This is a genomic window from Tolypothrix sp. FACHB-123, from assembly GCF_014697075.1.
In the GTDB taxonomy this organism is placed as follows: domain Bacteria; phylum Cyanobacteriota; class Cyanobacteriia; order Cyanobacteriales; family Nostocaceae; genus Aulosira.
In genome coordinates, this window is record NZ_JACJRE010000022.1 from 62,200 (window position 1) to 86,145 (window position 23,946).

At 38.8% G+C, this 23,946-nt stretch carries 28 protein-coding genes; 22 read left to right on the forward strand and 6 right to left on the reverse strand.

Annotated features, from left to right (window positions below):
* The first annotated feature begins 90 nt into the window (after nucleotides 1–90).
* The 21 genes from H6G41_RS16240 to H6G41_RS16340 all read left to right on the forward strand — a co-directional run bounded on the left by H6G41_RS16240 (nucleotide 91) and on the right by H6G41_RS16340 (nucleotide 20,208).
* Entirely contained in the window at nucleotides 91–396 is a 306-nt protein-coding gene (locus tag H6G41_RS16240) for a CRISPR-associated protein Csx3 (RefSeq protein ID WP_190747218.1), read from the forward strand.
* Nucleotides 397–546: 150 nt separating this feature from the next.
* On the forward strand, nucleotides 547–2,946 hold the full coding sequence (gene cas10 / locus H6G41_RS16245; RefSeq protein ID WP_242037949.1) for a type III-B CRISPR-associated protein Cas10/Cmr2: 2,400 nt from the start codon (nucleotides 547–549) through the stop codon (nucleotides 2,944–2,946).
* On the forward strand, nucleotides 2,943–3,653 hold the full coding sequence (locus H6G41_RS16250) for an RAMP superfamily CRISPR-associated protein (RefSeq protein ID WP_190747219.1): 711 nt from the start codon (nucleotides 2,943–2,945) through the stop codon (nucleotides 3,651–3,653). Before cas10 ends, H6G41_RS16250 begins: the two co-directional genes overlap by 4 nt.
* Nucleotides 3,650–4,870, forward strand: coding sequence for a CRISPR-associated RAMP protein Csx10 (gene csx10 / locus H6G41_RS16255; protein ID WP_190747220.1), 1,221 nt, complete (start codon nucleotides 3,650–3,652; stop codon nucleotides 4,868–4,870). Before H6G41_RS16250 ends, csx10 begins: the two co-directional genes overlap by 4 nt.
* Nucleotides 4,867–5,289 carry a hypothetical protein gene (locus tag H6G41_RS16260; protein ID WP_190747221.1) on the forward strand — a complete coding sequence of 141 codons (423 nt, stop codon included), beginning with the start codon at nucleotides 4,867–4,869 and terminating at the stop codon, nucleotides 5,287–5,289. Before csx10 ends, H6G41_RS16260 begins: the two co-directional genes overlap by 4 nt.
* 23 nt (nucleotides 5,290–5,312) lie before the next feature.
* Nucleotides 5,313–6,437 (forward strand): CRISPR-associated protein, encoded by a 1,125-nt coding sequence (locus tag H6G41_RS16265; RefSeq protein WP_190747222.1) that lies wholly within the window; start codon nucleotides 5,313–5,315, stop codon nucleotides 6,435–6,437.
* Nucleotides 6,438–6,449: 12 nt separating this feature from the next.
* Nucleotides 6,450–7,331 (forward strand): CRISPR-associated RAMP protein Csx7, encoded by an 882-nt coding sequence (gene csx7, locus H6G41_RS16270; protein WP_190747223.1) that lies wholly within the window; start codon nucleotides 6,450–6,452, stop codon nucleotides 7,329–7,331.
* A 10-nt stretch (nucleotides 7,332–7,341) separates the two neighbouring features.
* On the forward strand, nucleotides 7,342–7,962 hold the full coding sequence (locus H6G41_RS16275; RefSeq protein WP_190747224.1) for a hypothetical protein: 621 nt from the start codon (nucleotides 7,342–7,344) through the stop codon (nucleotides 7,960–7,962).
* 26 nt (nucleotides 7,963–7,988) lie between these two features.
* The gene (locus H6G41_RS16280) at nucleotides 7,989–8,933 is read left to right on the forward strand and encodes an RAMP superfamily CRISPR-associated protein (RefSeq protein ID WP_190747225.1); all 945 of its coding nucleotides are present in this window, start codon (nucleotides 7,989–7,991) and stop codon (nucleotides 8,931–8,933) included.
* The gene (locus tag H6G41_RS16285) at nucleotides 8,930–9,373 is read left to right on the forward strand and encodes a hypothetical protein (protein WP_190747226.1); all 444 of its coding nucleotides are present in this window, start codon (nucleotides 8,930–8,932) and stop codon (nucleotides 9,371–9,373) included. Before H6G41_RS16280 ends, H6G41_RS16285 begins: the two co-directional genes overlap by 4 nt.
* 2 nt (nucleotides 9,374–9,375) lie before the next feature.
* Nucleotides 9,376–10,428 carry an RAMP superfamily CRISPR-associated protein gene (locus H6G41_RS16290; RefSeq protein ID WP_190747227.1) on the forward strand — a complete coding sequence of 351 codons (1,053 nt, stop codon included), beginning with the start codon at nucleotides 9,376–9,378 and terminating at the stop codon, nucleotides 10,426–10,428.
* Between the two features lie 3 nt (nucleotides 10,429–10,431).
* Entirely contained in the window at nucleotides 10,432–11,076 is a 645-nt protein-coding gene (locus H6G41_RS16295; RefSeq protein WP_190747228.1) for a hypothetical protein, read from the forward strand.
* A gap of 99 nt (nucleotides 11,077–11,175) precedes the next feature.
* A complete protein-coding gene (locus H6G41_RS16300) occupies nucleotides 11,176–11,598 on the forward strand; it encodes a Txe/YoeB family addiction module toxin (RefSeq protein WP_190747229.1) in 423 nt (140 codons plus the stop codon).
* Nucleotides 11,599–11,781: 183 nt separating this feature from the next.
* Complete coding sequence (locus H6G41_RS16305; RefSeq protein WP_190747230.1) at nucleotides 11,782–12,090, forward strand: type II toxin-antitoxin system Phd/YefM family antitoxin; 309 nt, start codon at nucleotides 11,782–11,784, stop codon at nucleotides 12,088–12,090.
* 898 nt (nucleotides 12,091–12,988) lie between these two features.
* Nucleotides 12,989–14,140, forward strand: coding sequence for a CRISPR-associated endoribonuclease Cas6 (gene cas6 / locus H6G41_RS16310; RefSeq protein WP_190747231.1), 1,152 nt, complete (start codon nucleotides 12,989–12,991; stop codon nucleotides 14,138–14,140).
* A 127-nt stretch (nucleotides 14,141–14,267) separates the two neighbouring features.
* Nucleotides 14,268–14,987 (forward strand): class I SAM-dependent methyltransferase, encoded by a 720-nt coding sequence (locus H6G41_RS16315; protein WP_190747232.1) that lies wholly within the window; start codon nucleotides 14,268–14,270, stop codon nucleotides 14,985–14,987.
* 142 nt (nucleotides 14,988–15,129) lie between these two features.
* Nucleotides 15,130–17,010, forward strand: coding sequence for an ABC transporter ATP-binding protein (locus H6G41_RS16320; protein ID WP_190747233.1), 1,881 nt, complete (start codon nucleotides 15,130–15,132; stop codon nucleotides 17,008–17,010).
* A gap of 193 nt (nucleotides 17,011–17,203) precedes the next feature.
* The gene (locus tag H6G41_RS16325; RefSeq protein WP_190747234.1) at nucleotides 17,204–17,635 is read left to right on the forward strand and encodes an NADAR family protein; all 432 of its coding nucleotides are present in this window, start codon (nucleotides 17,204–17,206) and stop codon (nucleotides 17,633–17,635) included.
* Between the two features lie 85 nt (nucleotides 17,636–17,720).
* Nucleotides 17,721–18,815, forward strand: a complete 1,095-nt coding sequence (locus tag H6G41_RS16330; protein ID WP_190747235.1) for a tetratricopeptide repeat protein — start codon at nucleotides 17,721–17,723, stop codon at nucleotides 18,813–18,815.
* A gap of 135 nt (nucleotides 18,816–18,950) precedes the next feature.
* On the forward strand, nucleotides 18,951–19,646 hold the full coding sequence (locus H6G41_RS16335) for a uracil-DNA glycosylase family protein (protein ID WP_190747270.1): 696 nt from the start codon (nucleotides 18,951–18,953) through the stop codon (nucleotides 19,644–19,646).
* A gap of 148 nt (nucleotides 19,647–19,794) precedes the next feature.
* On the forward strand, nucleotides 19,795–20,208 hold the full coding sequence (locus tag H6G41_RS16340; RefSeq protein ID WP_190747236.1) for a DUF4112 domain-containing protein: 414 nt from the start codon (nucleotides 19,795–19,797) through the stop codon (nucleotides 20,206–20,208).
* Nucleotides 20,209–20,554: 346 nt separating this feature from the next.
* On the opposite strand, the gene H6G41_RS16345 is transcribed toward H6G41_RS16340, so the two are convergent.
* Nucleotides 20,555–20,896 (reverse strand): hypothetical protein, encoded by a 342-nt coding sequence (locus H6G41_RS16345; RefSeq protein ID WP_190747237.1) that lies wholly within the window; start codon nucleotides 20,894–20,896, stop codon nucleotides 20,555–20,557.
* Nucleotides 20,897–20,962: 66 nt separating this feature from the next.
* Nucleotides 20,963–21,124: a hypothetical protein gene (locus H6G41_RS16350; protein WP_190747238.1), complete on the reverse strand. Its 162-nt coding sequence runs from the start codon at nucleotides 21,122–21,124 to the stop codon at nucleotides 20,963–20,965.
* Between the two features lie 88 nt (nucleotides 21,125–21,212).
* Between H6G41_RS16350 and H6G41_RS16355 the strand changes: the two genes are divergently transcribed.
* A complete protein-coding gene (locus H6G41_RS16355; RefSeq protein WP_190747239.1) occupies nucleotides 21,213–21,602 on the forward strand; it encodes a pentapeptide repeat-containing protein in 390 nt (129 codons plus the stop codon).
* A 116-nt stretch (nucleotides 21,603–21,718) separates the two neighbouring features.
* Here H6G41_RS16355 and H6G41_RS16360 read toward each other — a convergent pair whose 3' ends face one another.
* The 4 genes from H6G41_RS16360 to H6G41_RS16375 form a co-directional block, all read right to left on the reverse strand.
* Complete coding sequence (locus H6G41_RS16360; protein WP_190747240.1) at nucleotides 21,719–21,934, reverse strand: hypothetical protein; 216 nt, start codon at nucleotides 21,932–21,934, stop codon at nucleotides 21,719–21,721.
* A gap of 287 nt (nucleotides 21,935–22,221) precedes the next feature.
* Complete coding sequence (locus H6G41_RS16365; protein WP_190747271.1) at nucleotides 22,222–22,980, reverse strand: HEAT repeat domain-containing protein; 759 nt, start codon at nucleotides 22,978–22,980, stop codon at nucleotides 22,222–22,224.
* Between the two features lie 186 nt (nucleotides 22,981–23,166).
* Entirely contained in the window at nucleotides 23,167–23,697 is a 531-nt protein-coding gene (locus tag H6G41_RS16370) for an N-acetyltransferase (protein WP_190747241.1), read from the reverse strand.
* A gap of 52 nt (nucleotides 23,698–23,749) precedes the next feature.
* The gene (locus tag H6G41_RS16375; RefSeq protein WP_190747242.1) at nucleotides 23,750–23,914 is read right to left on the reverse strand and encodes a hypothetical protein; all 165 of its coding nucleotides are present in this window, start codon (nucleotides 23,912–23,914) and stop codon (nucleotides 23,750–23,752) included.
* Nucleotides 23,915–23,946 lie beyond the last annotated feature (32 nt).

Below are 23,946 nucleotides of genomic sequence, written 5' to 3' on the forward strand. Positions count from 1 at the left end.
GCAGTTAACAGACAAATCTTCAACCAAAATCGGAATAAGCTTCTTCCAGCTACCTGTATGATGAAAACAACTCATCACCGGGAAAACAACATGACTACTTACAAAATCAACTTCCAAGATGGAGTTTTACGAGTTAATTTTGGCGAACCCTCCCAAAATGACGAAATTGTCAAAGATGCAGCTGCGCGACTAGAGGAAATGGCTAACGCTGGGGAATTGCAGGGAGGTTCATTATTAAAAATTAACGGGCCCATCTCCATACCTGTGGCGTTTGTTTTAGCACATAAACTTGCCCATATTTACGGTGCAGTTGGTTTTTTCGATCCTAAGATTGGTAAATATGTGATTTCTATCACACACAATCCCGCGTATAAATTAGGAGACTTGGTTGATTGAGTAGCCAATTCAACTCTCTGCTGTTGCATAAATTTGGGGATTTACGGTGATGATACAGGGGGAGTAGTCGCATTTAAGCAAATTCACCCATGAGATGTATGCTTGCGTTTCTTGGTGGGGTGTGGTTGAGAATTGCTGGAGTATGTACAAATGACAACACAGATGGATAAGACAAATTCTATAACAATTGCGATCGCTTGGTGTTTGGCTTGGGGCGATAAGCGCGAACCTAATGAATTAGTCACACAAACTCGTCAAGCGTTAAATCAGAGGAAAGAATTACCAGAAAAATTTCAAGAATTGATGAGGCAGGTACAGAAATTACAGCTAGAAGAATTTCCTGATTCTCTAGAGAAATTAAAAGCATTACCTGAGAAGTATCCAGAGCATTGGAATACACAAATTGGCTTAGTCTATGGTGGTGCAACGAAGATTAAACAATATGTATTTGAATCTTCAAAAATTCAAGATATTCGCGGTGCATCTGCCTTATTAGATAGAATAAACCTGATTGATTTACCTGCATTCTTTAATCATAATTATGCCACTGCAGATAATCCTAATCGTTATAATGCTGAATGTAATGAAGTTAGAGCATGGCTAAATAAAAACTTCAACAAAGATATTAATTTATCTGAAGTTCTTATCCCAGAACTAATTATTTATTCTACAGGCGGTAATATTCTGGCTTTTTGTCCGGCTGCATTTGTTGATGATTTAGCCAATGCGATTGAAAAACGCTATACAGAAGAAACTTTAACAGCAAATTCTTGTGCAGTTGGAGATAAATTTAAACTATTAGAAATTCGCTTTGGTTTGCTCCGAGAGCCTATTGAAAATACATTATGGTTAGATTGGTATCGTCAAAATTATCAGCAACCGCTAGTACAAGCTTACTTTGGAAATTTGGCAAAAAATATCAAAAATTCGCAAACAGAACGATGCTCTAATTTAGCTGTTGCTGTTGAAGAGGCTTTTGCTGACCGTAAAAGTTTCAATGAAATAACTACAAAATTAGCAATTTTATTTCATCAACGTCGCAGTGGACATGACTATTTTAATCGTCCTAAACGACGTTATCCTCCTATGTTTGAAACTCATCCTTATTTGATACGTGATGAGGGAGAACGGAGAACAGCTTTAGTAATTGTTCACCCGCCAGAACTACCTAAAGAATCTCATTTTTCTGAGGCTTCTGCTCGTAAACATTTAGTCGGTTACAAAGCAAAAAAAGGAAAACCCAGAATCCCCGGATGGTATCAAAATTCTCAATTAACATGGAAAAGTCCTATCATTGAAGGCTGGGTGGATAAATTTAAGTTATTTCTCACAAATAATCCCAATTTAGCTCAAAAATACTATACAGGTATTGAACCTGAAGACATTGAAATATCTCAAAACCTTAGCCATATTGCCAATGCTAGTAAAGGTTTTATAGCCTATATCTATGCTGATGGCAATAATATGGGTGGTTACATTCAGAAAATTCGCACTCCAAAGCAACATCAGACTTTTAGTAGAGATGTAGAATTAGCTACAGAATATGCAGTTTATCAAGCACTAGCAGATCACCTTCATCCTCATGAACTCAAAAATCTTAATGAGGAAGAATCAGAGTCAGGTTTACAGAATGGTGATATAGTTCATCCATTTGAAATTATTACCATTGGTGGTGATGATATTATCCTCATTGTTCCAGCTAATCAAGCATTAAATATTGCCAAAACTATTGGTGAACAGTTTGAAAGGATTCTCCTCAAGGAAGTACCTTTGACAGAAATAGCAGGAAGTGAGACTATCATTGGCTCTTATGAAACTCAGTCAGACAATAAGCCAATAGAACAAAAAAAAATACACCGTTATAAACCTATAGAGGCTACAATATCTAAATGTCAACTCAGCACTTCTATTGGTGTACTAATTACCGCATATAATACACCTATTTACTATGCTAGAGACTTAACAGAACAGTTACTTAAATCAGCTAAAGAACGTGCTAAAAAATTAAGAAAAGCTGGATATTGTGGCGGAACAGTAGATTTTTTGGCTATGAAATCAGTTACTATGATTTCTTCCGACATCAAAGAGTTTCGTAAACAAGCATTACTAAAAAATTTAAAACCAAAGCTAAAATTGTATGCTGCTCCCTATACTTTTCATGAATTAGGAGGTTTGATCAAGGTTATAAAAGCTTTGAAAGAAGCTAAATTTCCCAAATCACAACTTTATCAAATACGCAGTTTACTAGAAAGAGGTAAGCAAACAGCTATTCTCAATTATCGTTACTTCCGTGTACGGCTCAGACAAGGAAAACCAAATTTACAAGAATACTTTGAAGAAGCTTGGTGTCAGCCTAAAGATGCAAAAAATAATGGAAATCTAGCACCTTGGATGTATGATGATGGCTCGCTGGAAGATGATAAATCAGATTATCCTTTGTTTGAAACAATTTGGCGAGATGTTGTTGACCTATATGATTTCATCGCTGCATCAGATGATGATAGTGATATCCATGAAATAAATATTTTGACTAGCAAAACTGAATTATGATCTATCTCCAGCAATTATCTAACCCTATTACTTCCTACCAAATTACAGCTGTAATTGAATCAGCTTTATGTGTTGGTGCAGGGGGTTCATCAGGTTCCCTCGCAGATAAACCAATTGTGCGTAACTCTGAAGGAAATTTACTTATACCCGCTTCTCAAATTAAAGGTCGGCTACGTCATGAATGTGAAAAAATTGCCAGGGGATTACATTGGTCAATTTGTGATTCTCCTAATCCTCAAACTATGTGTCCTCAACGAGCAGGATTAATTGGAAATTTTGAGCGTCCAGAATATCAAGTCTCAAGTGATGAGGGAAATTATCATTGTTTAATTTGTCAAATATTTGGGAATCCGGTTTTAGCTTCTCGTGTTATTTTTGATGATTTAATTTGTACAGAAGACCCTGATAATTTACCAGAAGTATTGCGTCCAGGCGTGACAATTAACCGCCGCCGACGTACCGCCGAAGAAAATAAACTTTACTTTTTAGAAACTTCACCAGCTAACACTCAATTAAGATTTACAGGACAGATTCATCTATCAGGCGCTCCAAGTTATGCAGGAGCATTAATTTTAGCGGGACTGCAACATATTCATGCTTTGGGTGCTAGTAAGTCAACAGGTTTGGGATGGTTACATTGGGAATTACCAAAATTACCTCTAGAACAAGCCGCGTGGGATTTTTTGGCAAAAGGGTTTGAGCAATGAAACAAATAAATTTAGAAATTAAAGCACTGTCTCCTTTAGCTATTGGACGACAAAAGCCTGGGGGTTCTATAAGTGAGGCGGAAACTTATATTCCTGGTTCTGTGATTCGTGGGGCGATCGCATCTGTAATATTAAAACGAGCTAATACATCCATCACGCATGGCGACGATTTTCACGAGCTATTTTTAGGTGAAAATCCAGCCATTTTCCACAATGCCTATCCTGCTGATTTTAAAATTAAATCGGAGGTCAGAGTATTACCTAATACGGCTTTAAGTTCCAAAAATAAGCCAGGTTTTAAATCACAACCTAACGATCCTAAACATAATGGTGTTTTTGATACATTAATAGACCGTTTCTGTGCTGAAAGCTTTGGTCATATTTACGATCCTAATTGTCCTGTTGATGGTGGTAGAGTCGATGCTTTTACTGGCTTTTATCAAGTGCAGAATAGATATTATCGTAATTCGACAACTAGCCGTTTATTAACTAGAGTAGGTATTAATCGCCGCCGAGCGACTTCTGAAGAACAGGTGCTTTATAGTATAGAAGTCTTAAATGAATCTCAAGATTATCAAGAAAAACCAGTCATATATAGAGGGACAATCTTCGTTGCAGATGATTTAGCAGAACCTTTATACAATTTTCTGAACAATCATCCAGAAGATTTACGTTTAGGTGGTGCAGCTTCACGGGGCTTGGGAAGAGTTAAAATTGCAGTTAATCTACCTTGTGAAATCAAATCAAGTGTTAACAATAGAGTTAAAGAATTTAATCAAAAATTACGCCAACGTTGGGAAGAATGGAAAAATATATTTGGCATTTCCATGCAAGATTCACCTGAAAATAGTATTTATTTTACCGTAGACCTGCAAGCAGATGCCATCTTAACTGAAAACTGGCAACGCACTACTTTAATTTCGGAAAAGATGCTTCAGAATTTGACAGGTATTAATAATTTTTTGGAACTTCATGCAGCTTATAGCAGCTATGACTATCGTTCCGGTTGGAATTCCGCTTGGGGTTTAATGAAAGATGTGGAATTGATTACTAATAAAGGTTCTGTATATTTATTCAGTGTAAAATCAGAGGATTTATGGGAGAAAGCTTGGGAGAATTTAGAAATATATGGAGTAGGCGATCGCACCTGCGAAGGCTTTGGAAAAATACAAATTTGTAATGAATTTCATAATGTATTTAGGGAGATTGCAAAATGAATGATTTTTCTGAACAAAAACAACAACTTAAAATTCAGAAGGGTATCCGCCAAGCGGAAGATTTTTTAGTGACTTGGATTCAAGATGCTTTAGATAATCGCAAATCCTACGGAAAACTAGAAGAATCTCAATTTCGTAACTTACTCAGAGTTGCAGATACTACTGAAAGTACGGAAGTGATTAAAAATTTTTTACGTTATCAAGTAGGTCGAGAGGATAAATGGGGAAGAGGTAAGGATTCTTTAGCTGAAAAAATCATCATAGATATTAATACCAGAATTAAAGAGAAAGCTAAAGATATAGCTAAAGAAGCCAAATCAGAAGATATTAATTCTATCCTCTTAGAATTAACTCGCCGTTACTTAGGGTATGGCGCACGTTATTTGACATACAAGCTCAAAGGAGAAAATATAAATTAATTAAGTTATCGGAGTATTAATTTATGGGACGCTTAGTTATTTCCACAGTAGGAACCAGTTTACTCACTAATCAGATTGATAGAGCCTATGAAGATAACTATTATGACAGATTAAGAGATACAGCTAATTGTAGTTCTGTCGAGATTGAAAAATACCATGAGGATGTGACAGATATAATTAAGATATTGAAAGAAAGAGCCGAGGAAAAACTAGGTAGTAATATTGATGAGATTCGAGATGCTAGTGCAGAACTAAATGGAATTTATGGTTTATATGAAAATAAAATCCATCAAAGTGAACAAGATATCCATTGGTTAATTGCTAGTGATACTGCTCAAGATCAAGTTTCAGCAGAACTCTTACAATCATTTCTCAGTCAGAAAGGACTTAACATTAGTATTTATACTCCCAAAGATTTTACATTAGGTAGCAATGAGGCTTTTACACAAGGTATTGATGAGTTATTAAACTGGTTTGAAGACATAATTCCTGGTTATAAAGATAGCGGTTATGAAATTCAGTTTAATTTAGTAGGAGGTTTTAAAGCTATACAGGGATTTGTGAATACTATTGGTATGTTCTATGCTGACAAGATAATTTATATATTTGAAGGACGTAATTCAGAAATTATCACTATTCCGCGTTTACCTATCAAGATAGATACAGAGGTAATTAAACCTGTAGCATTTGCATTAATGTCACAAGGAGCATGGATTGATTTAAAACAACTCACAGGCGTGCCAGAAACTTTATTATATATTGTCGGAGATAAAGCAATATTAAGTAACTGGGGAAGGCTGATATGGAACAGAAGTAAGAATAACTTCCTTAATGGTGACTTACTGGTATTACCACATATTAAATATGAACCTGCTTTCACCAGAGACTATGAAAGTAGAAAAGACAGAAGTGAGAGAATAAAATTACAAGAGACTTTAGCGAAAGTATCTCATCTATTGATTAAAAGTAATGGTGATACTGCTCCATTAAAAGGTGATGGTGGAGTATTGTATGAAGTTTATCAAAATAAAGGTAGTATTGCTCATTTTCGAGTCACTCAAGGTATTAGAGTCAGTTGTACTGCTGCATCTGGTGTGTTAAATCTTCGTCGATATGGCAAAGAACCTGAAGTAAACAATAATCCTTAAATGTCCTAAACTATGTTTGACACATTCAAAAATCGCTTAGAAATTACAGGTACAATCACCACAAAAACAGCACTACGCATTAGCGCAGGACGTTCGAGTGAACCCATAGGTTCGGATTTACCTGTAATTAAAGACAGTTTGGGTAATCCATTAATACCAGGATCTAGCTTTAAGGGTGCAATGCGATCGCGCTTAGAAAGTTTCCTCAGAGGTATTGTAGGTAATAATCGTCAACTTGTGGCAAATCCAGCTATTGAGGATGAATGGTCAATTACATCCCAGGAAATGAAGCAGTTAAAAGACGCTTACGATGATGACCAAGCTTTAACTGAAGCTATTCTCCAACATACTGACTTACCATCTCTGCTATTTGGTTCACCTTGGATTGCGAGCAAATTCCAAGTCCGAGATTTAACTGTAGTCCCTGATACTTGGTTTGGACAGTACCAAGAAAGAGACGGGGTAGCTATTGATAGAGACACGGAAACCGCAGCAGATGGGAAACTCTACGATTTCCAAGTTGTACCAGCAGGGACGCAGTTTGAGTTTAAAGCGGTGGTAGAAAACGCTGAGGATTATGAACTGGGACTGTTGATGATTGGGTTACATCAGTTTGAGACAGAACAAATACCTCTGGGTGGAGGGCGATCGCGTGGCTTGGGTGTGGTTAAACTAGATATTGACAAAATGTACTGGTTAGATGTCAGCAACAACCCAGAAAAATTACTGACATACTTGCAAGAATTGGTAAATAGTAATTCATCGGAAAAACTACCCAGCTATCAAGATGTCAAAGAGTCCAATTTAAAGCAAGATTGGACAAATTCGCTGATTCATTATTTACGAAAAAATCAAGCTAAGACTCAAACAACTGAAGTCACGCCAAATTATTGAGGAGGTAAATATGGCTTTCAGCAGTTTCAAAACTATTGAGGAAGTTCTCAAAGAATTTCAAGTCACCTATAGCGAAGCTAATTTTGTCAGTGAAGTTCAATTCAATATTCCTGATTACTTCCGGGAAGATTTAGAATTTACGATGCGAGAAGGTGCAGTTAACTGTTCTGAATTTGCTATATGTGAAAATTTGATATCTCCAGTCTTAAAACAGGTTTGGAAACTATATAGCAGCAAGTTTATTTTGTGGAGTCATTATTCTCTAAACTATGACGAAAAATTATCTGGTTTTCCTGAATATATTTTGGCTAAACGTTCGCCATTAGGGAAAGTTGTCTTTGATAAACCATACTTCATTTTAGTAGAAGCCAAGCAAGATAACTTTGAAACTGGTTGGGCGCAATGTTTAGCAGAAATGATTGCAGCCCAAAGACTAAATGGAGAATATCAAATAGTAATTTATGGCATTGTATCTAATGGTGCGACATGGCAATTTGGGAAACTAGAAAGTGATATTTTTACTAGAAATATCACTCCTTATACTATTTATGAACTGGATAAACTTTTTTCTACTGTTAATTTTGTATTTCAACAATGTGAATTGCAACTAAATAATTTAGTTGCAGCCTAAACAAACTTTCTCAACTAAATATAGCTATGCACAAAAGATTTGTTAACCATTGTACTATTGATTTAACCCTAATTACTGACGGGCCGATGCTGATTAAATCGGGTAAGGAAGGAGCCGATCCGACTAAGCCGGATATGGAATTTGTGGAAACATATCACGCTGGTGGGCGTTCTATATATTTACCTGGAAGTAGTTTAAAAGGAGCAATTCGCGCCCATGCTGAAAGAATTGTTAGGACTGTAGGTGAAGATAAACCTAACTCTAAAAAATTACCTTGGGCTAACGATCCGTTAAGCGATAAATACACTTATCTGGAGAATAAATCAGCACCAGATATTTACAAATTATCTAGTTTTACTGACCAAATATTTGGTAATACTTCTATTGCTAGTAGATTGAGAATTGAAGATGCTTATCCAGATAAATCTCAGCCTCTCAAAATTGAAGAACGGAATGGTGTTGCAATTGATAGAGTTTTTGGTTCGGTAGCGGTAGGGCCTTTTAATTATCAAGTTTGTACTGCGGGGGAATTTAAAACTAAAATTCACCTCAAAAACTTTACTCTATCCCAATTAGGTTTACTTGGTTTAGTTTTGCGCGATTTAGATGACGGTTGGTTTGGTTTGGGTTTTGCGAAATCTCGCGGTTTGGGTACTGTACAGGTGAAATTGAATCAAGCAGTTGTGCAATATCCTGGTTGTGTTTTATCGGAAGATAAACGTCAAATTCAGGCTATGGGTAGTCAAAAACAATGGAATCATACTTTTCTCTTAGGTGCGGGAGAATTTTTAGCAGATGAAGACGCACAATTATATGGTTTTTCTAAACCCGATTATCAAGATACTCCTGTAGCAGCACAAGAGATGAATTTAGGTTTTGGTGTGCAACTTACTTGGCGAGATGGTACGGTTACAGATTTATTTGAACGTGCTGTTAAATCTTGGAGTAGTTTATTAGGGGTATCAAGATGATGGCTTTTGTTGGTGTAAAAGAAAAACTTTTATCAGTTGCAGAATTACTTGATTTAATTCAACAATTTGCAATTGAACCTAGTTACTACTTCCTGAGATGGACTCATAAAGTTAGCGATAATTGGAAACAAGTACCCACAGAAAATGACTTCCCGATGCTGGAAGGACAAATGTTTAATAAAAATTGTGAATTGCGGTGGAAGTATAAACGTAAAGATAGTTATGAAGTGCTGCTTTTAAGTGTTGCTGGTGAATATGCTGATTTTAGCCCTGTGGGTAAAGATTGGGATATTCAAGATAGAAATGCTCATTTATATGGATCTACTGAAACTCGTTTTCCTAAAGGATTTCCTGAGAAAGCAGCAAATATCGCCCAGCGTTATTTTATCGATAAACAAACTTCTACAGTTCACTTTGTCGCTTTGACAATTAAACCATAATTATGACAGTAAATCGTCCATCAAGACCTCAACCACCTAATCGCCCTAGCGATGGGGGTTCATCTTCAGAATTTGTCCCCAAACCTTATGAATTTGTTTCCTTTCCCAGTGAACGCCCTAATTTACAGCGTCCGGCTGGACATCATAAATATTTTAGCGATCGCCTGCACGGTACTTTGTATCTTACCCTAAAAGTGCAGACTCCTCTCCATGTCTCTACTGGGGTGGTGGTTATGGGTAGCGATATTGGTCAAAAAATTCCCCTCATTAAAACTATGGTACAGGGTATTGACCAAAAACTCTCGATTCAAGGTAGTTCACTGAAAGGTTGTATTCGGTCTGTATATGAGGCGATTACTAATAGTACTTTAGCAGTTATTACTAATAGATATAGAGATAAAATCCCCCCAGAACGCTTACCTTGTCGCCAGAAAGAACAACTTTGTCCAGCGAGTAGAGTTTTTGGTGCTTTAGATTGGCAAGGTTTGCTAGATTTTAATGATGCGAAGTGTGAAAATATCAGCTTTTCTACAGGGTTTATGCCTTCATTATATCGTCCTCGTCCTGATGAACGTGGGGCATATTTTATTCGCGGTAAAGTTGCCGGACGCAAGTTTTATGATAATACTATCAAGGCTATTGATAAAGGTCAAAATTTAGGAATTCCTGTACAACAAGCTGGTAGAGAATATATTTTTACGACTAAATTAAATTTTAAAAATTTGACAGCCGAAGAGTTAGGTACTTTATTAATTGTCTTAGGACAAGATGCTAAATATCCGATGGCTTTAAAAGTTGGCGGTGGTAAACCGATAGGGATGGGAACAATGACTGTTAATATCGATAAAATCCACCAACCGCAAAACCTCAAACAGCGTTATTCATCTTATAATCTCAACCAATCTGATGAGTTGATTGGGGAAAAATTACAACAATTTATCCAAAAAAATATTCAAGCAGCACATTCACGCTTGATTCAAAAACCGCAATTAGAAGAACTGGCTGCAATTTTACGCTATCCCACCGACCGCGAACCACCATTGGGAATGTATTAAATTATGACAATAGCTGAGTTATCTTCCGAATCTCTCACAGATGCACAGTGGGAAATTGCTCATGCGATCGCCCAAATTTTAGTTAAAGACAATACAGATGTCAACGAGTTGGGTAAAGCTGTCGCTTATCTCCGCGCTTCTGTAAACCAGCCAAATGCTACCTCTCGGTTCTTCCAATATCTGAAAACCCTCGTCAGTAATGGTAGACAAATTGGACACAGTGGTAAAACTACCGATTATTACCGCAGTATTGAGAAAGCTTGTAGCGATTATCTCAAAGGCGTAAGCGATGCTGATACGATGCTGCAAATTTTAGGTTGGGTATCGCGTCTGATGCGTTATTACAGAGATGCTGGTGTCCCAATTGGGGAAATTGCGACTCCCAAAGCGCTACCTGTAGAGTCAGCGCGTCAAGCGGAAATTGCGAAAGTAGCGCGATCGCAAGATTTTCAAGTTGAGCAAGTTATTGAAGCGAAGGTTACCAAAATCAATGGGAATAAAGTCACCTATGAAATTTTGGGGACTATTAAGTTAACTGAGAAGGAACCTAAAAAAGCACAATCTCTTTCTGAGGGACAAATAGTAAAAGTAGAGATTGTGGACATTAAGGAAGACGGAAGTATCAAAAAATTAAAATTAGTTGGGTAAATTAAATCATTTTTTTACCATATTTTTTTATTTCATCTTTAATATAGAAGATAAGGCACATATACAATATTGTGCCTTTTTGCTATTTCAAAGGAAAAAATGGCTAAACGAAAATATTCAAATGTAGCTGCTCCACCTCTGGAAGCCGCTACAAACTTTCATCATCCACCAGGAATGATCCCTGACTCTGATTTAACAGTTAATTCACCGTATAGTTCCTGTTTGAAAGAAGGTTATGCAGGTATGACAGAATACTCTAACGTCTTCACAAAGCAATTTAAAGCCGACCTAAAATATTGGAAGAAGCACTGTCCAGCAAAGTATAACCGCATTCAGGAACTTATACGTGAAATACAAACAAAGCCTTTCGAGCGCGTCGGTAAAGGTAATCCGGAAATTCTAATACATGAGTATTATCAAGGATACAAAAAACGCTCGCGTGAAATAAACGGTACACACCGTCTTGTATACGCAGTATCTAAGGATACAATTTATTTTCTTCAAGCTCGTTTCCATTATTAGAAAACAAGGACAAATACGCTAGCAGGTACAACAAGTAGCTAAAAATTAGAGCGGTTATTACCAACCAGAGCATGTTTACTCTCGGTTCTGGTTGGTTTCCTTGTTAGAGGCTTTCACTCATTAGATAATTTTAACTATGATCTTTAGTAGAAGAGAGCATAACTGTTTAAGGTATTTAAGAAAATGTTGAACGTTGGTCAAAAAATTAATTATCCCGAAGCTCAAGCTAATTTAGATGAACTTTGCAATCAAGTAGTCTTAAGCCGCGATCCTGTGATTATTGAAAGAGAAGGTAGCGAAAATGTTGCTCTGATTGCTGCTGATGAGTTAATTAGTATGAAAGAAACTCTTTATCTACTTAGTTCTCCTGAAAATGCAATTCGTCTATTTGCTGCATTGGAGGAAGTAGACTCAGGCACACTTAAACCTCAGACACTAGATGAACTGCTTGAAGAATTAGACAATGATGACGAAGATGAGCCAGTAAATTAGTATTCTTCAACAGAAAGATTTTGCTTGTTTCACGTTGCGACAGCTTGATTTAAATTTGGATTGCCGCTAATATTAGCTACTATAGAAACCTTTGTTTCATTTATAAATTCCCCCTGCAAAGGGATTGAAACAGGTTTCTATAAGGTGAAACAACTGTTATATCAGAGTTCACTACTTCCCCGCAAGGGGATTAAAAGCTAGGTATTCTATTTATTCAGATTGTTAGCCTATAAACTTAGGCTGAAAAAGAGCGATCGCTTTTCTTTGCTATTTTCTAATTGATTGTAGAAACCCATAATTTGCTAATTTAACCGGCAAAAGAGCGATCGCTTTTACCACTTAGTAATTTTTGTAATAAATTCCGCAGACTACACTACAGTAATTCTCAAGTAGCTAATCGCTACAGTATGGGGAATTGGCGATGCAATTGGGGAAAACTGGCGCATAAAGCGAATTTAAACCCTAAATATGCTAATATAAGCATAAATAAATCCAAATTACCTCCTAACAATAAAATATTTTTCCCTTCAAATAAAAATATTTGCAACAACATAAATTGATTTTTTTACAATTTGTAATATGTTGCTAAACACCTGCTAAATCAGCAAGTTCAGCAATTAAAGTCTGGGTAAAAACGCAATTTCTGCTTTACAAAACTCAACATTTGTAGAGTTAATTACTAATTAGCAATTATGTTGAAATTGATCCCCATTTATTTTTAATTCAATCTATGTAATGTGATTATTCTTAATTTCATAAAAAACTCTACCCACACTTCCCCTCTGTTCCACAGACTCAGGAAACGCAGGGTAAATCACTCAGTAAACACAAGGGGATAATGCCCAATGCCCCATGCCCCATGCCCTAAACAGTAAAATTATTTGCATAGCAAGCAGCGATGGCAAGATCAGCTACATCTACCAATCGCAAAGCCAAGTCTAAAACCCTGTCTCCCACAATTCCCAAGTGGGCAGATAATACAGAATTGGTGGGATTGGTGTTTGACCTAGAGGCGACTAGTTCGACTTCCCTCTATTCCCAGTACACAATTGGACTTCATGCTTGGTTTCTCGACCAAGTCAGACAATTTAATCCGGAACTTTCGGCTTATCTCCATGATGGGGAGTCAGAAAAGCCCTTCAATATTTCGGCGCTGGAAGGTCAACTCCTCCCTAGTGGTAGACAACTGCATCTAGAAGCCAAGCAAATTTACCATTGGCATGTTAACGCCCTTTCTCCCAGAGTGGCACAGTTTCTCGTGCAATGGTTGACCCAATTGCCCCAAACTTTAGCTTTACGAGATGCACCTTTGCAAATTAAACAGGTGAGTCTCGCCCATCCCCCCACCACCTACGCCCAATTGTTAGAGTCGGCTTTAGACAAACAAACTAACGTGAGTCTTAGCTTTGTTTCCCCTACCAGCTTTCGCCGCAAAGGTCATCATTTCCCCCTCCCAGTGCCGGTGAATTTGTTCCACAGTTATTTGCGGCGCTGGAATGACTTTTCGGGAATGGCTGTAGAAACAGAAGCTTTTCTCGACTGGATAGACGAAAGCGTGATTATCCATCAGCACCGCATCGAGTCGGTGAAAGTAGCGGCGGGTAAACGGGGTTCGGTGACTGGGTTTGTTGGGGCTATCTCTTGTGGTTTGAGTAAAACTGCTTTAGCTAATACAGAATTTACTAAATTATTTTATGCTCTAGTCAAACTCGCACCATACTGCGGTACGGGACATAAAACAACGTTTGGCTTAGGACAAACGCGCTTGGAATGGGTGGAACCAGAAGTTAATACATCTACCCAGGTATTAACAAATCTGTTGGGGGAACGGATTGCAGAATTGACGGCGATATTTACTGCCCAACGCAAACGCACGGGAGGCGATCGCGCTGATAAAATAGCTGCAACATGGGCAACTATTCTCGCTCGTCGGGAAATGGGGGAATCATTACAAGCGATCGCCCAAGATTTAGAAATGCCCTATACTACGGTGAAAACCTACGTTAAGTTAGCGCGACGGGCGTTGAAACAAGAAGATTTACCTGTATAAAGCTGATTTGAAAATTATGTTGACGGTTGACGGTTGACTGGAAGAAAGTTTTTGTATGCCTACTAACTTTTCAGACTTTGTCTAAACTAGAACTTGACTCAAGTCCCGAAAAAGTAGTACAGCCCTAATGTCTAAAAAGCCTTCTTCAACACCTCATAACACTCCCAGCCATCACTCAGACAAATGGCAAGAAAGGACAGCACAAGTTGCATTTAGATTTAACCGACAATATCAAAATCAACCCTTTGACTTACCAACAGAAGTACAAGAAATGCCAATCTTTCGAGATTGGATTACTGGGACTTTACCAGGAAAAATTGCTTCTAGCTTCTGGGAAATTGCCAAACCACAAAAAAATCAACATTGTTTAGATATTGGCTGTGGTGTCAGCTTTTTAATTTATCCTTGGCGCGATTGGCAAGCATACTTTTACGGTCAAGAAATTAGTATCTTTGCCAGAGATACCCTTAATTCTCGTGGTTCGCAGTTCAACTCTAAGCTATTTAAAGGAGTGGAATTAGGACCAGCCCATCACTTAAACTATGCCGCAGATCAATTTGATTTAGCGATCGCCACAGGATTTAGCTGTTATTTTCCCCTAGAATATTGGACTGCTGTATTGCTGGAAGCCAAGCGAGTCCTCAAACCCGGTGGAATATTTGTCTTTGACATCCTCAACCCCGAACAGCCCCTAGCAGAAGATTGGGCGGTTCTGGAAACTTATTTAGGTGCAGAAGTATTTTTAGAATCCCTAGCTGAGTGGGAAAAAACAATCAAAGCCACTGGCGCTAAAATTTTGTCGCGTCAATCAGGAGAATTATTTAATTTGTATAAGGTGCAGTTTTGAAACAACCTTTGGGCGCAAAGACCACAAAGGAGAATTGAATCAGGCCTAGGGGAGATGAGGGAGAAGAAATACAATGCCCAATGCCCATATCTCTTTAGAAAGGTAGCAAAGTGCGTAGGTAGTTCATTATAATGCTTGTACTATGAGCACCTACCCATCCCTCAAAAAATCTGACACACAATACCGTCGGCGTGACAATGACTGGCGGTTATTTTTGCGCTTAGTACCTTACGCCCGTCGTAATCAAAAATTGCTAGCGCTGTCAATGTTTTTACTTGTACCCATCGCTATCGCTAATGCGGTACAGCCACTCATAATTGGACAGGCAATTTCCTTAATTCGTCAGGAACCTAGCGTTTACGAATTTCTGAAAAATCGCCCTTTGATGGAAGGGCTAAATATTTTAGAAGGTTTATTACTGATAGCTATTATTATCAGATTGATATTAACTGGTTATCAAGGGTATCTCGTACAGATGCTAGGACAAAAAATCACAGCGGTGATTCGCGAAGACTTATTTCATCATGTGACATCTTTATCTGTACGTTTTTTTGACCGCACGCCAATTGGTAAACTAATTACTAGACTCACCAGTGATGTAGAAGCTTTGGGAGATGTCTTTTCTACAGGAGCAGTAGGGATTATCTCCGATTTATTTTCTATGTTGGTGATTATCGGGTTAATGTTTTCTCTGCAATGGGAATTAGCATCTTTGTTATTGGTAATTTTGTTACCCATCAGCTTGGTAATTGTTTATTTGCAAAAGCAGTATCGCCAAGCAAATTACAAAGCCAGAGAAGAACTTTCGATGCTGAATTCTCAACTACAGGAAAATATTGTAGGGATTAATGTAGTCCAGCTATTCCGCCGCGAAAGATTTAATGGTCAATTGTTTCGCAAAACTAACGAACGTTACAAACAGCAAATCGATAGAACAATTTTTTATGATTCCGCAGTTTCCGCGATTTTAGAGTGGATTAGCTTAGTAGCGATCGCGGGAGTTTTAGTATTAGGTGGTTGGTTGTTGCTAGGCAAAAGTATTACCTTTGGGATTTTATCGTCATTTGTGTTATATGCACAACAATTATTTGACCCATTAAGAAATTTTGCCGAAAAATTCACTGTAATTCAAGCAGGTTTTACCGCTATAGAGCGAGTTACCAATATTTTAGATGAACCGATAGAAATTCGCGATCCCTATAATTCTCGTATCTCCATTTATGATGCCAAATTTGGTTATATAGATGAAGTAGTTGCTAATCTCGAATCTCCCAATGCTAAGCCCACAACTGAATTAGGCGAAATTCGGTTTGAGCATGTTTGGTTTGCCTATAAAGATAATGATTACGTCATTAAAGACTTAGATTTTACCATTCGTCCGGGAGAAAAAATTGCCTTAGTCGGCCCTACAGGTGCAGGTAAAAGTTCAATTATTCGCCTATTATGTCGTCTTTACGAACCCACAGAAGGACGCATTCTTGTTGATGGTATAGATATTCGTGACTTACCACAAGCAGAATTACGCCGTTATTTAGCAGTAATTTTACAAGAAGGATTTTTATTTGCTGGTGATGTCAAAAGTAATATCAGCCTGGGCGATAATTACAACTTTGCAGAAATTCAACAAGCAGCACAACAAACCAATATCGATCAGTTTATTGAACTATTACCCCAAGGGTATGATACCCAACTTAGAGAAAGAGGTACAAATATTTCTAGCGGACAAAAGCAACTTTTAGCCTTTGCCCGTGCTGCCATTCGCAATCCGCAAATTTTGGTATTAGATGAAGCAACCGCTAGCTTAGATGTAGGCACAGAAGCCTTAATTCAACAAGCATTAAACAAGCTTTTAGTAGGACGTACAGCGATTATTATCGCTCACCGATTATCCACAATTCGCAACGTCGATCGCATTTTTGTTTTAAAGCGAGGCGAACTCATCGAACAAGGAAGCCATGAAGAATTAGTCCATCAAGGGGGTATGTATGCCACATTACATCAGTTACAAATGTTGGGAACTTAAGCTGTCTTGAAAATAGGGGCTAGGAGCTAGGGGCTAGGGACTAGGGGAGAAAGAATTTCATGCTTGGTTGTGCAAAAACCTAGCGTAAATGGCTAACTTGATAATAATGTTGATGGTTGACTGTTGAGTGTTAAGCGTTAACAATCTTGCTTTTTTAGGCACTCGCTCTACTACCCAAAGAAACATTTACAATATGACAATTTATTTTTACACTGTTCGCGAAGAATATGGTTGTTTCTCCAACTTTTCACCCCACGGGTTTGAGTTAGATGGGTTGTACTGGCCGACTAGCGAACATTACTTTCAAGCACAAAAATTTATTGGTACTTTCCATGTCGAACAAATCCGATTAGTTAAAAGTCCTAAAGATGCAGCAAAAATGGGGCGCGAACGCAGCCGTCCTCTGCGTCAAGACTGGGAACAGGTTAAAGATGATGTGATGAGAAAAGCTGTGCTATGTAAATTTGCAACCCATGCAGATATTAGAGAAATTTTACTCTCCACAGGTAGTGAAGAAATTGTGGAAAACTCTCCTATTGATTTTTATTGGGGATGTGGTGCTGATGGTAGTGGTAAAAATATGTTAGGAATAATTTTAATGGAGGTGAGAGAAAAACTCCGCTGAGTCAGGAAAAAACAGACAGACTGACGATTTACTGAAAATTCTGGGAATAATACAAGATATCACCAAACTTAACAGGACTTGGTCGATGTCTACAGGCGGATGGAATCCCAATTTGAAGAATACCGATCCTTTAAATGTTCCAAAAAAATATGGAAAATTAAGGAAGCGTAATACCATTACCCATAATTTTGACCAAGCTTCATCAGCAGAACTAATTCTTACTCAAGAAAGTAACGACCAGTTATCCGAAGCATCCAAACTAATGCGTCAAGGAGTCCAACTGCAACAAGCTGGTGATTTAACTGCTGCAATTAAGAGTTTAGAAGCATCTCTAGTAATATTTCAAGCAGTAGATAATTTTGCTAGGCAAGAACAAGTTTTTTCTTTATTAGCATTAATAGCTTATACATTAGGAGATTACCAAAAAACTATCTCTTATTGCGAACAGTGTTTGTCACTGATGGGGGAGAAATCAGATATATCAGTGCGGATACAAGTGCTTTCTCATCTAGGAAATGCGTACCGTCATCTCAATGAATATGGCAAAGCTATTAAATTTTTAGAAGATAGTTTGCAAATTACCCAGCAGCAGCAAGATAAGCGCAATCAAGTCGCAGCTTTGAATAATCTGGGTTTGGTGTATAAAGCTGCGGGTAATTTTGAACAGGCTATTAAGTATCAAGAACAAAGTTTAGCAATTGTTCAGGAACTGCAAGATCATTGGGGTGAGGAACAAGTACTCAAGAATTTAGGTAATGCTTGGTATGCGTTGGATGATTACGCCAAAGCGATCGCTTATTATGAACAGTGTGTAATCTTATGCCGTACCCTAAAAAATCTGCGTAGTGCTGTGCATGTTCTGAAAAATCTAGGTAATGCTTGCTATGCCTTAGGTGATTATGCCAAAGCGATTATTTATTATGAAGAACGATTGCAAATGGCTAGAGAACTTCAAGACAAGCGAAGTGAAGAACAGTCTTTAGCAAGTTTAGGCGTGGCTTGTGAAGCCTTGGGTGATTATAACAAAGCGATCGCATACCACGAACAACGTTTGTTTTTAGCCCAAGCACTTCAAGACATTCGCACTCAAGAACAAGCACTTGCTAGTCTTAAACTTGCTTGTTACGCCTTAGGTGATTATGCTAGAGCCATGCAATACCAAACAATGGAACTGGACTGATTGCGACTGAAATCAAGTTAGACAACTGATACAATAAAGGTTTGGTCAATCAAAGTTGACTCCTAAACATCTCTTTTAGTAAAAGTATTGCCCGTAAATTTAACAGGTGCTACTTACCCCAAGTTTCAGATTGTCATGAGCAGCGAAACCCAACTCAGCCTATTTGACGACTCCAGCTTTAACCAACGGGATCTGATTCCTACAGACGCCAAAATTCCCATACCTCCTCATACTTATTCCGATATGACGGAATTGGCACAACACTGCAATCAGTGCCACCGTTGCGGATTAGGAGACAACCGCACCCATGCAGTCGTAGGGCGGGGAAACCTCAAAGCACTAATTATGGTTGTTGGGGAAGCACCAGGTCAAAATGAAGACGAAACAGGTCTACCATTTGTCGGTAAGTCTGGGCAATTATTAGAGAAAATCTTAGCATCTGTCCATCTTAGTACTGAGCAAGATGTATACATCTGCAACATCAATAAATGTCGCCCGCCGGAAAATCGAGTTCCTACCACCGAAGAAATGACAGCTTGTTTGCCCTACCTATTAGAACAAATTCGCCTAGTAGATCCAAAAATTATTCTGTTAACTGGTGCAACTGCTGTTAAAGGTTTAACTGGTGATAAACGTGGGATTACTAAAATTCGCGGACAGTGGATGGAGTGGCAAGGGCGTTTGTGTATGCCGATTTTCCATCCTTCCTATTTATTACGTAACCCTACTAGAGAAGTAGGCGGCCCGAAATGGCTCATGTGGCAAGATATACAGAATGTACGTGCCAAGTACGATGAAATCAGGGATAGCAGCAAATCGCCTACAACATAAAATTACAGTCAACCGTCAACCGTAAACAGTCAACCGTCAACCGTCAACAGTTATTTCTCCTTCACCCCAGTACTTTGTTCTTTCTCACGATACAGGACAAGCAATTTCCAATTAAGGCAACCTAAGAGTAGTAGAAATATCTGAAATTATGGACGCAGCTAAACGCCTTGCTACTCTCAACCGCATCCGCAAACTCAGTCGCCTCATGGATACATCTATACGCATTCCTGGCATAGGTTTTCGTATAGGAATAGACCCAATAATTGGTTTAGTTCCTGGTGCCGGTGATTTAATTAGTACAGGGTTTTCCGCTTATATCATATTTTTAGCCACACGCTTCGGTCTACCACGCCAAGATTTAGCCAAAATGATATTTAATGTGGGTTTGGAAACGGTTGTTGGTACTGTGCCTTTAGTTGGTGATTTGTTTGATGCTTTCTATAAATCAAATATTCGCAATTTAGCAATTTTAGAGCAACATTTAACAGTTGTTGAACCGGAAATTGCCGAAGTACCTGTTGAAGTTTCGCCATTGAAAGCTAAAGAGCTTTTCCATAGTTAGGTAAAGACACTCACCCAATTGGACACATTATAAACTGGCTGATTCCCCAGTCTGAGGTAATAACTATTACGGTACTATAAGATACAAGAAGGTTAGAAAAAGTCCTAGCTCCAGCCTTTACTTACAAAAACTGAACTTGAATGTATCTAGCAACCTCACATAACTGTGGGGTTGTTCTTTAAAGCACAAAATTTTAATTAGTAAGGTGGATAATGCCCACTCTACGAAGTTTTAATTTGTTCAAGAATTCAATTAAAAATTATTACCCAGTATCAAACAGTAACTAATCTCTGATTTTGATAATAAGGTGATTGGGGAGAGGAAAGTCCGGGTAATTACAGTTTACTTACCTGCATACAACGTTTTCCGGATCTTGATCCAGCCATTCACCGAGCGCAGCGCGGAAAGGATCGAGCATTTCTTGGCAATCTAATTGTACGCTGCTAGCTGAGCCAGAAAACCAGTTGTGTTGATGATCTTCAGGTGATGGTATTAAATTAAACCAGACAATTAGGCGATTATTAACAAACCTAAATCCTCGTTCGCGTCTATCCGAGCCATAAACTATTTCTAAGTATGGCTGATCGATTGCTGTTTGCATTGGCTTACCTAGGTCTAAGCGGATGAAAGTGGAAGCTAAAATATCATCTTCCGTACCTGGGGAAATTGGCTGATTTAATTGGAACACGAGAGTATCGCGTTTAGGATATTCTGGGTCAATGCGGTCAATTTGGGCACTTAGCGGTTGCTGTGATCAGTCGCGGAGGTCACTTAAAATGAGTTCATCTGGTGTAATAGCAAATTGTTGAGCGTTGGCGTAGCCCGTCGAAGACATCGCTTGCCAGGGTATAGTACAAATACCGCTTCGCCAATAATTTGAGGGATTAAAAACAGTTAACAAATTAAGGGATGGCATGAGTTAGCCCTCCTAAAAATTTTTATGAAACTGTAACGATGGCTATTGTTTTGCAACTAGAAAATAAACTTGAGGAACTCGTGAGGAAATGACTGAAAAAAATACTCAACAACCCATTAATACTGTAGCGAATATCCTAGAGAGCTACGCATTAGGACACCGCAGTTTTAGTAGGGCGGAACTCGGTGATGCCGATTTACAAGGTGCTGACCTTAAAGGTTCTGATTTGAGCTACGCTGATTTAAGTCAAGCTAACTTGAGTGGTGCTAATCTTCGAGGCTCTGACTTAAGTTTTGCCGATCTGAGTCAGGCTAATCTTAGAGATACTGATTTAAGGGGAGCTTTGTTATTTTCTGCGAATCTGCGCTCTGCTGATTTAACAGGAGCAAAATTAGAAAAAGCAGATTGCGATCGCAATACCCATTTTCCTAGCAATTTTGACTTAGTTCAGGCAGGGGTGCAAGTTAAGGAAGGTTAAAAAAGTTCAGTTGGTATTGTTGAGTGTTGAGTGTTGACGGTTCACAGTTTACAGTCAACACTCAACAACATACAACCAACAACATAAAGCGGAATAATTTATTTTTTGGCGTTCCCTTAAGTTAATCCTAAAGAAGCTTTCAATGAATAACCGAAGATTCTAGAAACCTGGCAACGACATATGGGACATTTATTGATATCTGGTTGATCTGGTGTCCCAGCGATGGGTTGCCAATAAATTTTACTAGTTCCGCTTGCGGTCATCTCTACTTCCATGCGGTAACGAATCATCTTTTTGCAAACAAAGCAGGGCTTTTCCGTGTATTGAAGCATACTGTAATCCTGTCGTAACTGACTAGACACTTGATGACTGTGCCAATACTTTTAGTTGAACCATTTATTTATCAGCACTTAGAAGAAGTAATATGCAAATTTTTTAATTATTTTTTAATAATTAACTATTTCATGAATAAATACTCACTCTTGGTGACAAGATTCGTAAAAACTATTAGCCTTGCACGGGGAGGTGCAAGGCTAGGATGTTGTTCAAGAGCTTATTAGTTAAATTTTGTAGCACTAAGGTGCTGAGTACGAACAGATATAATTCAATACACCAAAAACTAGAAAAATCCTTCTTGTTCTAAGGTTTCAATTAGCTGTAAACCGCGAGGATCGCCAACACCTAATAATGAAGCTTTAGCGTCTTCTCGCACGCCTAAGTCTTTGTCTTCAGCAAAGGCTTCAATTAAAGCGTCGATAGCTGTGGCATAAATTACATTAGATGGTAGTTCGCGGCATAATTGCCCAATAGCCCAAGCACTGTTACTGCGCACTGCGGCTATGGGGTCTTTGACTAAGGCTTCAATTAGTGGTGGTATGGCTCCAATCACTGATTCATAATTGACTTCTGCCATTTGGGCTAAGGCGCTAGCAGCCCATAACCGCACTGCGGAAATATCAGTTCTTAAAGCGTCAGCTAGGGGTGCTAAAGAACGGCTATCACGACAATTTCCTAAAGCCCAAACTACACCTTTACGCACATAGCCGTTCCAATCGCGGTTGAGTTGAGTAATTAATGGCTCTACAGCATCGAGACTGGGATTGCGTCCTATGGCATAGGCTGCACTTACCCGCACTAAGGGACAGGTATCGGTTAACAGACGGATGAGATGGGGGATAGCACGTTTATCTTCAAGGTCACAAAAGGCCCGGGCCGCTAGCATTCGCTGCTGCGGTTGGGGATTGTCTAATAGAGCTAGCATCGCCTCCGGATCGGGTTTTGCCACTTCTGTTTCAGCAGTTAGCGGCTCCATGCGATCTAGGGGGCTTTCTAGCTCGACATCGAGATCGAGTAGGCTTAGGTCTTCTTCGTCATACATAATAGTGCAAGAAGGCAGTAGGCAGATGGTAATACCTCGAATCTGCTGGGCGACTACTGAGCGTTGATTGCTGAGCACAGCCGAAGCAAGTCGAAGTCAGGCAGTAAGCAGAAGACTGTATGTCTATAAAAGCTACTTTTTAGTCACATTTTAACCGCCTAAGTATTCCTGCCATGCTGCACTAGATTATTTTTCTATATTGAGCGATTTTACCATCCACAGGGATTGGGTTTGATAACCAAGTTGATCGTAAAGATTCAATGCGGCTTGGTTAGATTGAAATACTTGTAACCCAATTTGGCGATCGCCTCTTTGAGTTGCCCATTTTTCTAAATATTTCATCAAAGCTGTCCCAATACCCCGCCGTCGATATTCTGGAACAACATACAACAAAAACACATGGGCATGGCGGCTACCACTGATTTGATCGATGGCATTTCCTATCCATAGACAAGCGACGGGGGATGAGGGGGGTGGTGGAGAAGACAAGGAAGAAAATTCTCCCCCGCTCCGTGGCTCCCCTGTTCCCTTTTCTTCATCTACCCACCACAAGGGGGTTTTACTGGAGAAGTATTGCTCGACGGTTTGCGCGAGGTGAGAAAAATCGCCAGGAGGAAATATATCCTGGTAGCTCCGTTGCATAAATTTGACTAGTAGTGCCCGATCCAAGGCGGAGCCAAGGCGAATACTATACCCTGGTAGCAATTGTTCAGGCATTTTGAGAATGGGGGCTAGAGAAGAAAAATTTTTGTGATTGACTGATTTTTATTTAGCTCAATGAGTGATTTTGATTAACAATTACCCCGACTTCTTCAATGGGTGCTGGTGCTGCCATATCGGAAGGTAAAAAGATGCGGGCGCTGACGGCTACTAAAGCCAGAATGAATACTAGCACTACCAGCAATGGGGCAATGTATTGACGAAAAATAGCCATAATTTGAATTGGAAGGAGCTAAGGATGTTGTC